Here is a 12194-nt window from a genome sequence, read left to right on the forward strand (position 1 = left end):
GGGGCGGGGGGGGCGGGGGTGCGGTGGTGATCACTGTTTCCGGCGACCACCACCGGTACGCCGCCGCTGTCCCGCAGGTCACAGCGGCGGGCCCCTCGCCGGGAGCGGCACGGTCGGTATGCTCGCCGCCATGCCCGATTCCGCCCCCTCGCCCCTTTCCGCGGGCGGCCCAGCCCTCCGCGACGGCGGCGACGCCTGCCCGGGGACGCTGCGGCTGCACCGGGCCGACGACGGTGCGCTGGCCCGGGTCCGGGTGCCCGGCGGGGTGCTGAGCGCGGACCGGGCGGACGCGCTGCTCGCGGTGGCCGGCCGGTTCGGGGACGGTGAGCTGCATCTCACCTCGCGCGGCAACGTCCAGCTGCGCGGCCTCGACGCGGAGTGCGGCGGCGGGCCGGCCGAGCTGCTCACCGCCGCCGGGCTGCTGCCGTCCGCCGCGCACGAGCGGGCCCGCAACATCGTGGCCTCGCCGCTCGCCGGACTCGACGGATCGCCCCCGGTCAGCGGCTGGTTGTCCGCACTGGACGGCCTGGTCTGCGGATCGGCCGCCGCCGCCTCGCTCTCCGGCCGCTTCCTCTTCGCCCTGGACTCCGGGCGCGGCGACGTGGACGCGCTGGGCGCGGACGTGACCCTGATCGCGGCGGGCGAGAGCTGCTTCCTGCGCATCGGGGCCGAGGACGAGGTGTTCCGGATACCGGGCGGGGAAGGCCCGCGCGCCGCGCTCCTGGCCGCCGAGACGTTCCTGCGGGCCGCCCGCGATGCGGGCGCGTGGCGCGTGAAGGATCTACCCGACGACGTACGGGCCGGAGTGCGCAACGACGTACGGGCCGAGCTGGCCCGGACGGACGGGGCGGCGGCCGGTCCGGCCGTCCACCGGCCCCGTCCGCGTACGGCCACGCCTCCCGCCCCGGGCCCGCACGGTTCCCCGAACGCGATCAGCGTCGGCGTACCCCTGGGACGCCTCACCCCCGCCCAGTGGCGCCTGCTCACCGAGACGGCCCGGCGGTACGGGGACGAGCTGCGGCTCACCCCGTGGCGCGGGATCGTCGTCCCCGGGCCCTTCGAGGGGGAGGACGAGGCGGCGGAGGCGCTCCGCACCCTGGCGGCGGCCGGGCTGATCACCGCCCCCGACTCCCCGTGGGCCGGTGTCGGCGCCTGCATCGGCCACCCCGGCTGCGCGAAGTCCCTGTCCGACGTGCGGGCCGAAGCGGGGGCCGCTGTCGGACCGGTCGGGCGGCTCCCTGTGTACTGGTCCGGGTGCGAACGCCGCTGCGGCCACCCCCACGGGGAGTGGATCGACGTGGTCGTCACACCGGACGGGCACCGGATCTCGCACGTACGGGGAGAGCGGCGGGATCCCCCGAAGACGGTCCGGGACGACCCGGCGGCGCTGGCGGCGGCGGTGGCCACGGCCCGCGCCTGAGCACGCTCGCCCCTCCACCCCCTCCCCTCCCCCACTACCGGCAGAAGAAAGCGACAGCACTGTGCACCAGTACGAGAAGGACGGACCGGCGATCTACCGCCAGTCCTTCGCCACCATCCGCGCGGAGGCGGATCTGGCCGGGCTGCCCGCCGATGTGAGCCAGGTCGCCGTCCGGATGATCCACGCCTGCGGCATGGTCGATCTCGTGCGCGACCTCGCCTTCTCGCCGAACGCCGTGGCCGACGCCCGCGCCGCTCTGCGCTCCGGCGCCCCGATCCTCTGCGACGTGGCGATGGTGGCCAGCGGCGTCACCCGCAAGCGGCTGCCGGCCGACAACGACGTGGTGTGCACGCTCTCCGACCCGTCCGTGCCCGAACTGGCCGCGAAGATGGGGACGACGCGCAGTGCGGCGGCCCTGGAACTGTGGCGGGACCGGATGGAGGGGGCGGTGGTCGCGGTGGGCAACGCTCCGACCGCCCTGTTCCGGCTGCTGGAGATGATCGAGGAGGGCGCCCCGCGCCCGGCCGCCGTCATCGGCGTCCCGGTCGGCTTCGTCGGCGCGATGGAGTCCAAGGAGGCCCTGGCGGAGCACCCGTCGGGCCTGGAGCACCTGATCGTCCGTGGCCGGCGCGGCGGCAGCGCGATAGCGGCGGCGGCGCTGAACGCCATCGCGAGCGAGGAAGAGTAGTGATGAGCGAGTCCAGCGGCAGCACGGGCCGTCTCTACGGTGTCGGGCTCGGCCCCGGCGACCCGAACCTGATGACCCTGCGGGCCGTCCAGGCCATCGGCGAGGCGGACGTCGTCGCGTACCACAGCGCCCGGCACGGCCGCTCGATCGCGCGCTCCATCGCCGCCGCGCATCTGCGGCCCGACCACATCGAGGAGGCCCTGGTCTACCCCGTCACGACGGAGACCACGGACCACCCGGGCGGTTACCGGGGCGCGTTGGAGGAGTTCTACGAGAAGGCCGCGGCCCGGCTCGCGGCGCATCTGGACGCGGGCCGCACGGTCGCGGTGCTCGCCGAGGGCGACCCGATGTTCTACGGCTCGTACATGCACATGCACAAGCGCCTGGCCGACCGCTACACCACCGAGGTCATCCCGGGCGTCACGTCGGTCAGCGCCGCTGCCGCCCGGCTCGGCACCCCCCTCGTCGAGGGCGAGGAGATCCTGACGATCCTGCCCGGCACGCTGCCGGAGGAGGAGCTGACGGCCCGTCTCGCCGCCACGGACACGGCGGTGGTGATGAAGCTGGGGCGGACGTTCCCGGCGGTGCGCGGGGCGTTCGAGGCGTCGGGCCGGCTGGCGGAGGCGCGGTACGTCGAGCGCGCCACGATGGCGGGGGAGCGTACGGGTGAACTGGCCGACATCGAACCGGAGTCGGTCCCGTACTTCTCGGTGGCGGTGCTGCCGAGCAGGGTCGACGCGCCGCGCCCGTCCGGAAAGGCCGCCGGTGAGGTCGTGGTCGTCGGCACCGGACCGGCGGGCCCGCTGTGGCTCACGCCGGAGACGCGGGGCGCGCTGGCGGCGGCGGACGACGTGGTCGGCTACACCACCTACCTGGACCGGGTGCCGGTCCGCCCGGGCCAGGCGCGGCACGGCTCGGACAACAAGGTGGAGTCGGAGCGGGCGGAGTTCGCGCTGGACCTGGCCCGGCGGGGCCACCGGGTCGCGGTGGTCTCGGGCGGCGACCCCGGGGTCTTCGCGATGGCGACGGCGGTCCTGGAGGTGGCCTCGCAGGACGACTACGCGGACATCCCCGTCCGTGTCCTGCCCGGCGTCACCGCGGCGAACGCGGCCGCCGCCCGCGCGGGTGCGCCGCTCGGCCACGACTACGCCACCATCTCCCTCTCGGACCGCCTCAAGCCGTGGGAGGTCATCGCGGAGCGGCTGCGCGCGGCGGCCTCGGCGGACCTGGTGCTGGCGCTGTACAACCCGGGCTCGAAGTCCCGTACGTGGCAGGTCGGCAAGGCCCGCGACCTGCTCCTGGAACACCGCTCGCCGGACACCCCGGTCGTTCTGGCGCGGGATGTGGGCGGCCCGACGGAGTCCGTGCGTACGGTGCGGCTGGCCGATCTCGACCCGGCGGAGGTGGACATGCGCACGCTGCTGATCGTGGGCTCGTCGCAGACGCGGTGGGTGCAGCGGGGCGAGGACGGCGGCCGGGGCATCGTCTGGACGCCGCGCCGCTACCCGGAGGCGTAGAGCCTGCGTACCCAGCGCGCGGCCTCGTCGGGCGTGCGGGCCACCGGCACCCCTTCCGGTACCGGTGGCCGCCGGACCACGACGACGGGAATCCCGGCCTCGCGGGCGGCGGTGAGCTTGGGGGCGGTGGCGTCCCCGCCGCTGTCCTTGGTGACGAGGACGTCGATGCGGTGACGCCGGAGGAGTTCCCGCTCGCCGTCGAGGTCGAACGGTCCCCGGTCCAGCAGCACCTCCATCCGGGCCGGGCAGGGCGGCTCCGGCGCGTCCACGGACCGCACGAGGAACCACAGCGCGTCCAGGGCCGCCCCCGCGAAGGCGGCGAGCCCCATCCGCCCGGTGGTGAGGAAGACCCGCTCACCGAGTGCGGGCAGCAGTTCGGCGGCCTCGGCCAGCGATCCGGTGGAGTGCCAGCGGTCGCCGTCCTGGGCGACCCAGCCTGGCCGGCGGAGGGCGAGGAGGGGAACATGGGCCAGGGCGGCGGCTTCGGCGGCGTTCCGGCTCATGGCGGCGGCGAAGGGGTGGGTGGCGTCGATGAGGGCGTCGACGTCGTGCTCACGCATCCAGGCGGCGAGCCCCTCGGGCCCCCCGAACCCGCCGACGCGCACCTCACCCGGCGGCAGCCGGGGGGCGGCGACGCGTCCGGCGAGCGAGGTGGTGACCCGGACGCTCCGGTCACCGGCCAGGCTCTCGGCCAGCCGACGCGCCTCGGTCGTACCGCCCAGAACAAGAACATGCAGAACATGCACGGCAGCAGGCACAGACATCGGAACGGACTCTTCTCGTGAACGCTGAGGCGCAGGGCGGTCGCAGTGCCCAACTCAAGCACACCGGTCTGCGCCCCGGCTGGACGACCGGTGCCTGTGCGACGGCGGCGACGACGGCCGCGTACACGGCGCTGCTGACCGGCGACTTCCCGGACCCGGTGAGCATCACGCTGCCGAAGGGCCAGACCCCGGCGTTCGCGCTGGCGGTGGAGGAGCTGACGACGGAAGGCGCCAGCGCCGGGGTGGTGAAGGACGCGGGCGACGACCCGGACGTGACGCACGGGGCGCTGGTGCGGTCGACCGTACGGAAGCTGCCGCCCGGCTCCGGTGTGGTGTTCCGGGCGGGCCCGGGCGTGGGGACGGTGACGCTCCCCGGCCTGCCGCTGGAGGTCGGGGAGCCCGCAGTGAACCCGGTGCCGCGCCGGCTGATGCGGGAGCACGTGGAGCGGGTGGCGGCGGAGCACGGGGTGGCGGGGGACGTGGAGATCACGGTGTCGGTCGACCACGGCGAGGAGATCGCCCGCTCGACGTGGAACGGCCGCCTCGGCATCCTGGGCGGTCTGTCGATCCTCGGCACGACCGGGGTGGTCGTCCCGTACTCCTGCTCGGCCTGGATCGACTCGATCCGCCGGGGCGTGGACGTGGCGCGGGCGGCGGGCCTGACGCATGTGGCGGGCTGCACGGGTTCGACGTCGGAGAAGACGGTCGTCGCGGAGTACGGCCTGCCGGACATCGCCCTCCTGGACATGGGGGACTTCGCGGGCGCGGTGCTGAAGTACGTACGCCGCCACCCGGTCGACCGCCTCACGATCTGCGGCGGCTTCGCCAAGCTGTCCAAGCTCGCGGCGGGCCACCTGGACCTCCACTCGGCCCGCTCCCAGGTGAACAAGCCTTTCCTGGCCGACCTGGCCCGGACGGGCGGCGCGGACGAGGAGCTGGCTTCCCGCATCGCCACCGCCAACACGGGCCTGGAGGCGCTGCGCCTGTGCGAGGCGGCGGGGGTGCGGCTGGGCGACCTGGTGGCGGCGCGCGCCCGGGAGGAGGCCCTGTCCGTGCTGCGGGGCGCGCCGGTCGCGGTGGACGTGATCTGCGTCGACCGGGCGGGGGTGGTGGTGGGGCGGGGGTAGCCCAGCCCATGGAAGAGCCCCGCCTCGACACGTGACGTGCTGCTTCGTTGGACGGATGCACCGGAAAGACAGCGACCGCCCACCGAGAACACCGGCACCCCGGCCGCTCGCGCTCCCGGCGCTGGTGGCGTACACCGTAACGGTGCGCGACCTGCCCGTGGCCCGGGACCTGCTCCACCGGAACGACATCCCGGTACGGGAGACACCGGGCGGCGACCTCCTCGTACCGGCGAAGGCGGCCCTGGGCACGGCGGTCGTCTTCCGCGCCGAGTGAGCCGACCCGCTCACCCATCGCCGAGAGGCGAGGCCCGGGCCGGCCCCGCGCTAGCACCGGCCCAGCCACCAGGGCGCATTCGGGCTTTCAGGAGGGACGACCTTGGCCCTCGTCAGAATCCTCTCGTCGAGGGCCCGGACGAGGGCACGCAATTCACGCGCGCTCTTCCTGGGCAGGAGATGCAGCACGGTTTCGAGGTGCTCGCGGAACCCGGCCCCGTGGCACCCGCACTCGGGCAGGCCACAGTCAGGACCCATGAGCGGGTCCACAAGCTGCCGGAGCGGGCCGTGGGCAAGAGCCTTCCAGTGCCAGAAGGCTTCTTCCGTGGCTTCGGGCCAGAAGCGGGTGCGCTCCAGGCGACGCAGGTCGGCGGTGCACGATCCTGAAAGCTGATCGATCCATGGATACCGTCGCCGTCCCGGAAGGCGTACGGGAAGGTCGCCCCGCAGGGCGGATGGGCGCCTACGCGGCATTGCCCCTTCGGTTGCCAGTCATGGGGGCAAGCTACATAACCGCGGTTCGGGTGGCTACCGCGTATTCCGGTTCCGGGTGTTCGGTCCTCTGCCGCGTCGCTACGCGTCCTCCTCGTCCGTCGCCTCCAGCTGCGTCAGCGCCTCCGTGATCATGCGGGTCGCGAAGTTCGGGTCGTCCGTCATGCGGTTGATGTGATCCGCAAGCAGGAACGCCGTCGCCTCCAGCGGAGTCAGCTCCGTTCTCTTCCAGTCGCCGTACTGCCGGCGCCACAGGGTGGGGCTCAGGCCGATGGCGGCGGCGATGACCATGCCGGTCATCGTGGGGATGGTCTCGGGAGGGATGCTCAGGGTCATCCGCCGGAGCGTCGTGACCAGGCTCGGCACCACGTACTCGACGACGTCCTTGTCGTGCGCCTCGTGGGCCTCCCGCAGCCACTTCATGTACAGGAAGATGAGCGTGCACGCGCCGTCCAGCACGTCCTCCACGCCCTGGGACGTGATGAGTTGCTGGACCAGTTGCCGCTGTTCGGGGTCGGGGTCGGTCCCGCCGGGCGCGTGGACGCTCCTCAGCCGGGAGTCGATGAGCATGAGCGCCGCGCCCACATCGCCGGCGGGAGCGTATCGGGGTTCGAAGGGCGACACGACAGAAGTCCCTCTCGGGTGACTGGCTGCCCGCGGGCAGCTCGTGGTGCCCGGTGGCGCTCCGTACCTCTGCGCACTCGGACGACTACGCAGCCGACTCTCCACGACCCGCGGCGGCCCCGCCCCGCACTTCGTGGATTTGGCCGACCCCCGACGTCACTTTCGCCAGAACAGGTGGTGCGTCATGCCACTCGGGCTCGGCACGACGTCCAGGTGGTAGCGGTCGCGCAGGTCGTCGGGCGAGTCCCACAGGCGCAGGCCGGTGCCCAGCTTCACCGGGGAGACCGCCACGTGCAGGGTGTCGACCAGACCCGCGTCGAGGAACTCCCGGATCGTGGTGACGCCGCCGCCGAGCCGGACGTCCTTCCCGCCCGCCGCCTCCCGGGCGCGTCCGAGGACCGTCGCCGGGTCGTCGTCGACGAAGTGGAACGTGGTGTCGGAGAGCGTGAACGAGGGGCGCTTGTGGTGGGTCATCACGAACACGGGCGTGTGGAAGGGGGGTTCATCGCCCCACCAGCCCTGCCACTCGTGGTTCTCCCACGGGCCGCGCTGCGGGCCGAACTTGTTGCGGCCCATGATCTCGGCCCCGATGCCGTGCGCGAAGTCCCGCGTGAAGTAGTCGTCCAGGCCGCGACTGCCGCCGGGGTCCGTGCGGTTCGGCCAGCTCGCCGTCGCGCCCGCCCAGGAGAAGAGCCGGCCCGGGTCGACGTGACTGCCGAACGGTCTCTCCAGCGTCTGGTCCTCGCCGGCGGCGATCCCGTCGCTCGACACCGTGAAGTTCTGGACTTTCAGCAGCTGTGCCATGCCGTCCTCCGGTTCCCGCGCTCTCCGTGTCAGTGGGTGGACCGGACGCGCGACGGAAACTCATCGGTGCCGGTCGCGCTCCCAAGGCCCTCTCCCACTATCGCCGTCGGCCCGCCGTACGCTGCTGAGCCGCACCGCTTCGGCGATCAAGCGATCAAGCAACCAAGCGATCAACAGGGGAGCTCATGAGCGATCAGGCCGGGCAGCAGGCCCGGAAGCCGTTCCTGTACGTCGTCGTCTGCGCGGCCGGCGTCGCCCGTGACGTCGACCGGCTCCTCGTCGCGGCGCGGGAGGCCGGCTGGGATGTCGGCGTCGTCGCCACCCCGCAGGGGCTCGGGTTCCTCGACGCGGCGGCCGTCCAGGCGCGGACCGGGTATCCGATCCGCTCGGGCTGGCGCTCCCCCGGTGATCCCCGGCCGTTCCCGGACCCGGACGCGATCGTCGTCGCGCCCGCCACGTTCAACACCATCAACAAGTGGGCGGCCGGGATCTCGGACACCCTGGCCCTCGGCATCCTCTGCGAGGCGTACGGGGCCGGCGTCCCCACCGCCGTACTCCCGGCCGTGAACTCCCTGCTCGCTCAGCATCCCGCGTACGGCGAAAGCCTGGCCAGGCTGCGTGAGATGGGCGTCCGGGTCAGTGCCCGCACCCCGCACACGCCCAAGTCCGGTGACACCGCCGCCTTCCCCTGGGACGAGGCCCTGGAGCTGCTCGCGCCCCCGTCCGGCGGCCCCTCGTCGGATTTCGGCCGCCCGATAAGGTAATGGCCGGATAAAGAGATCACCAAGTGCGCGCACCGCCGCACGTCTCGGGAGGAAGCCATGGGAACCCGCCGTACGTCACTGCCCGGAGTGGGTGCTCAGTACGACTTCACGACCGAGACGGGTCAGCACATCTCGGTCGTCGTCCACCACGACGGACGCCGGTTCATCGGGTTCTACGAACAGGACGACCCTGATTCGTGCCAACTCTCCGTCCCCCTGACGACGACCGAGGCCACCGCGCTGGCGCACCTCATCGACCCGGCGCCCATCGACGCCGTACGGACCGAGGGCATCGACCTCGTCACCGAGCACATCCCGCTCGGATCCCGCTCCCCGTACGGCGGGCGGCTGCTGGGGGAGACGCGGGCGCGGACCCGGACCGGGGCGTCCATCGTGGCGGTGCTGCGCACCCACAGCGCACACCCGTCGCCGGAACCGGACTTTCGACTGGCCATCGGGGACACACTCGTCGCCGTCGGTACGCGTGAGGGCGTGGACGCGCTCTCCGAGATCCTTGCGGAGGGCTGACCGTGCATGACACGACTGCATTGCTGGTGGAGCTGGGGGCCGTCATCCTCGGGCTCGGCCTCGTGGGACGGTTCGCCGGGCGGATAGGGCTGTCACCGATCCCGCTGTATCTGCTCGCGGGGCTCGCCTTCGGCCACGGCGGGCTCATCCCGCTCGACGCCAGCGAGGAATTCACCATGGTGGGCGCCGAGATCGGCGTCATCCTGCTGCTCCTCCTGCTCGGCCTCGAATACAGCGCCTCCGAGCTCGTCACCAGCCTCAAGACGCAATACCCCTCCGGCGCGGTGGACTTCGTCCTCAACGCCACACCCGGCGCCGTCGCCGCGCTGATCCTCGGCTGGGGGCCCGTGGGCGCCGTCGCGCTCGCCGGGGTCACCTGGATCTCGTCGTCCGGCGTGATCGCAAAGGTCATGACCGATCTCGGGCGGCTCGGTAACCGCGAGACACCCGTCATCCTCGGCGTCCTCGTCATGGAGGACCTGGCGATGGCGGTGTACCTGCCGCTGCTCACCGCCATGCTCGCCGGGGTCAGCCTGGCCGGCGGCAGCCTCGCGCTGGTCATCGCGCTCGGGGCCGTCGGCCTCGTCCTCTACCTGGCGCTCCGCCACGGCCGTCTGATCAGCCGCGCGGTCTCCTCCGACAACCCGGAGATGCTGCTCCTGGTCGTCCTCGGCCTCACCGTCCTGGTCGCCGGTGTCGCCCAGCAGCTCCAGGTGTCCGCCGCCGTCGGCGCGTTCCTCGTCGGCATCGCGCTCTCCGGCGAGGTCGCCGAGGGCGCCCGCAAGCTGCTCACCCCGCTGCGGGACCTGTTCGCCGCCGTGTTCTTCGTCTTCTTCGGACTCTCCACGAACCCGGCCGACATCCCGCCGGTGCTGCTGCCCGCGGCCCTGCTGGCCATCATCACCACCTTCACCAAGATCGGCACCGGCTACTACGCCGCACGCCGCGCCGGAGTCGGCTCGCGCGGTCGCTGGCGTGCGGGCGGCACCCTCGTGGCGCGCGGTGAGTTCTCCATCGTCATCGCCGGTCTGGCCGTGGCCACCGAGCCGCGCATCGGCCCCATCGCCACCGCGTACGTCCTGATCCTCGTCATCGTCGGCCCGCTCACCGCCCGGTGGACGCAGCCGATCGCGGCGAAGATCGAGGCCCGTCGCGGCGGGGGCGGCGGCGACAAGCCCGTGGGCGTGAGCGGCGCGGAAGCCGAGCCCGTCGCGAAGTCCGCTCCCGAGAGCCGGCTGGGCTCGCACGACGACCTCACCCCGGAACCGGCGGGCGAGAAGCACGAGTAGGCGCCGGACGCAGGCACCGCAGCCGAAGCCCCCGGACACGCACCTCGTGTCCGGGGGCTTCGTCGTCCTCCCCCGCGCAAAGTTCCCGATTCCAGGGCCCGGCGACCTCCCGGCTGCTAATCTCTACACGTTTGTAGAGTTGCCAACCTCGGGAGATGTCATGGCTCTGTGGGATCGCATCAAGGAATCCGCCTCGTCGATGCAGGCGCAGTTGGAGGCGAAGAAGAACGAGCTGACGTCGGGGTCGTTCCGGGACGCGAGCATGGCCATGTGCGCTCTGGTCGCCGCCGCCGACGGTTCGGTCGACCCGAGCGAGCGCCAGCGCGTCGCGACGCTCATCTCTACCAACGACGTCCTGCGGAACTTCCCGGCCGACGACCTGCAGCGCCGCTTCAACACGTACGTCGACCAGCTCACCGCCGACTTCGCCTTCGGCAAGGTCAGCGTGCTCCAGGAGGTCGCCAAGGCGAAGAAGAAGCCCGCCGAGGCCCGTGCCGTGGTCCAGATCGGCATCGTGATCGGCGGTGCCGACGGTGACTTCGACGCGACCGAGCAGGCCGTGGTGCGCGAGGCGTGCTTCGCGCTCGACCTGCCGCCGCACGAGTTCGACCTGTAGAGCGCGTAACACCGGGCCGGCCCGGGCGCCTCACAGCTCCTTGTCCGGCCAGTCCAGCAGCCGGGCGCCGATGACCGCCGTCTGCAGGCTGTAGCGGTGCATCGGGTCCGAGGGGTCGGACCCGGTCAACTGGTGGATGCGCTCCAGTCGGTACGTCAGCGCCCGTACGCTCAACGCCAGCCGGCGGGCGGTCTCGGCGGCGACGCAGCCCGCGTCGAAGTAGACCGCCAGTGTGTTCAGCAAGGGTTCCGCGCCGCCCCTCGCCTTCTGGAGCGGGCCCAGCTCGCTGCGCACCAGGTCGGCCATCGCCTGCCGGTCCCGGGTCAGCACCGGGTAGACCATGAGGTCCGAGGCGTACAGCACGGGGTCCTCCATCCCCATCCGGTCCGCCAGGTCGAGGGCTTCGAGCGCCTCGTCGTAACTGTGGACCACCCCGCCGGGGCCCTTGTGCGGGCGGCCGACCGCGACCTGCCCGCCGTCCGTCGCCGCGTGCGCCTGCTTGGCGAAGTAGCGCAGGACGTCGGGCTGGCTGCCCGGGGCGATGCAGACGATCCGGCCGTCCTTCGTCGTCAGCAGGATCTTGCGGCCGCTGAACCGCGTCAGCAGCGCCGCCTCCACACTGCGCGGCACCGCGTCCGTCTCCGTGTACGCCTCCGGGCCCGACGCCACCGCGACCGCGTGCGCCCGGGAAAGCCGCAGGCCGAAGCGGGTCGCCCGCTCCGCGAGCCGGACCAGATCGCTGCGCCCGTAGAGCAGGTCGTCGATGAACTCCCGGCGCGCCGCCTCCTCCCGCCGTACGGTGAGGCGCTGGGCCCGCTCGAAGCCCTCGGCGAACGCGTCGACCGCCTGCTCCACCGCGGCCAGGACCGCGTCGGTCACGGCAGGGGAGTTTCCGGCAGCGGCTCGTGGCCAGGCCTCGCGGGTCTGCACCAGATGCATCGTCACCAGGGCACGCAGCTGATGGCCCGCGTCCGCCGCCGCACGGCCCAGGGCGCGCCGCTCCTCCAGTTCGTTACGCGTCAGGCGGCGGCCGGTGAGGGCGACTTCGCCCAGAATGCGGGCATAATCGCCCAGCATTTCCTCGGGAATCCTCGGCTCGGCCACGCACTCTCCTTCAGCCTTGCAACAGTCCTGTCATTTCCCCAACGCACATGGGGCGGTGCCGGTGCCCGGCATCAGCAAAGCGTAAAGATTGCCGGGATCCGGCAATGCGTTGAGCAGGGCCCGGATGACAGGATCAGGTCAGCAACAACACGGGGGAAGCACACGGGGGAGCACGGGGGAAACC

Annotated in this window: 13 protein-coding genes; 9 read left to right on the top strand and 4 right to left on the bottom strand. The window is 72.7% G+C overall.

The annotated features are described in order from the left end of the window. Positions 1-118 precede the first annotated feature (118 nt). The 3 genes from JS521_RS28185 (at position 119) to JS521_RS28195 (ending at position 3625) form a co-directional block, all read left to right on the top strand. Complete coding sequence (locus tag JS521_RS28185) at positions 119-1420, top strand: ferredoxin-like domain-containing protein (RefSeq protein WP_205085782.1); 1302 nt, start codon at positions 119-121, stop codon at positions 1418-1420. Between the two features lie 61 nt (positions 1421-1481). Then, entirely contained in the window at positions 1482-2108 is a 627-nt protein-coding gene (locus JS521_RS28190; RefSeq protein ID WP_205085783.1) for a precorrin-8X methylmutase, read from the top strand. A 2-nt stretch (positions 2109-2110) separates the two neighbouring features. Then, the gene (locus JS521_RS28195; protein ID WP_205085784.1) at positions 2111-3625 is read left to right on the top strand and encodes a precorrin-2 C(20)-methyltransferase; all 1515 of its coding nucleotides are present in this window, start codon (positions 2111-2113) and stop codon (positions 3623-3625) included. On the opposite strand, the gene JS521_RS28200 is transcribed toward JS521_RS28195, so the two are convergent. Continuing rightward, positions 3610-4389, bottom strand: a complete 780-nt coding sequence (locus tag JS521_RS28200) for a cobalt-precorrin-6A reductase (RefSeq protein ID WP_205085785.1) — start codon at positions 4387-4389, stop codon at positions 3610-3612. The two genes, JS521_RS28195 and JS521_RS28200, sit on opposite strands and share 16 nt — an antisense overlap. 17 nt (positions 4390-4406) lie before the next feature. Here JS521_RS28200 and JS521_RS28205 point away from each other — a divergent pair, with 17 nt between their 5' ends. Further along, on the top strand, positions 4407-5516 hold the full coding sequence (locus tag JS521_RS28205; protein ID WP_205085786.1) for a cobalt-precorrin-5B (C(1))-methyltransferase: 1110 nt from the start codon (positions 4407-4409) through the stop codon (positions 5514-5516). A gap of 142 nt (positions 5517-5658) precedes the next feature. Then, positions 5659-5790, top strand: coding sequence for a hypothetical protein (locus JS521_RS37270; protein WP_275564229.1), 132 nt, complete (start codon positions 5659-5661; stop codon positions 5788-5790). Positions 5791-6362: 572 nt separating this feature from the next. On the opposite strand, the gene JS521_RS28210 is transcribed toward JS521_RS37270, so the two are convergent. Beyond that, on the bottom strand, positions 6363-6851 hold the full coding sequence (locus JS521_RS28210) for a hypothetical protein (protein ID WP_205085792.1): 489 nt from the start codon (positions 6849-6851) through the stop codon (positions 6363-6365). 210 nt (positions 6852-7061) lie between these two features. After that, positions 7062-7709 (bottom strand): dihydrofolate reductase family protein, encoded by a 648-nt coding sequence (locus JS521_RS28215; RefSeq protein WP_205085787.1) that lies wholly within the window; start codon positions 7707-7709, stop codon positions 7062-7064. 185 nt (positions 7710-7894) lie between these two features. Between JS521_RS28215 and JS521_RS28220 the strand changes: the two genes are divergently transcribed. From JS521_RS28220 to JS521_RS28235, 4 genes are all read left to right on the top strand, one after another. After that, on the top strand, positions 7895-8473 hold the full coding sequence (locus tag JS521_RS28220; RefSeq protein ID WP_205085788.1) for a flavoprotein: 579 nt from the start codon (positions 7895-7897) through the stop codon (positions 8471-8473). A gap of 57 nt (positions 8474-8530) precedes the next feature. Further along, positions 8531-9001, top strand: coding sequence for a cation:proton antiporter regulatory subunit (locus JS521_RS28225; protein WP_030806856.1), 471 nt, complete (start codon positions 8531-8533; stop codon positions 8999-9001). Between the two features lie 2 nt (positions 9002-9003). Next, positions 9004-10290, top strand: coding sequence for a cation:proton antiporter (locus tag JS521_RS28230; protein ID WP_205085789.1), 1287 nt, complete (start codon positions 9004-9006; stop codon positions 10288-10290). Positions 10291-10450: 160 nt separating this feature from the next. Continuing rightward, complete coding sequence (locus JS521_RS28235) at positions 10451-10906, top strand: tellurite resistance TerB family protein (protein ID WP_205085790.1); 456 nt, start codon at positions 10451-10453, stop codon at positions 10904-10906. A gap of 30 nt (positions 10907-10936) precedes the next feature. Here the strand turns inward: JS521_RS28235 and JS521_RS28240 are convergent, their stop codons facing one another. After that, positions 10937-12010 (bottom strand): PucR family transcriptional regulator, encoded by a 1074-nt coding sequence (locus JS521_RS28240; RefSeq protein ID WP_205085791.1) that lies wholly within the window; start codon positions 12008-12010, stop codon positions 10937-10939. Positions 12011-12194 lie beyond the last annotated feature (184 nt).

Source organism: Streptomyces durocortorensis (assembly GCF_016901035.1).
GTDB lineage: Bacteria > Actinomycetota > Actinomycetes > Streptomycetales > Streptomycetaceae > Streptomyces > Streptomyces durocortorensis.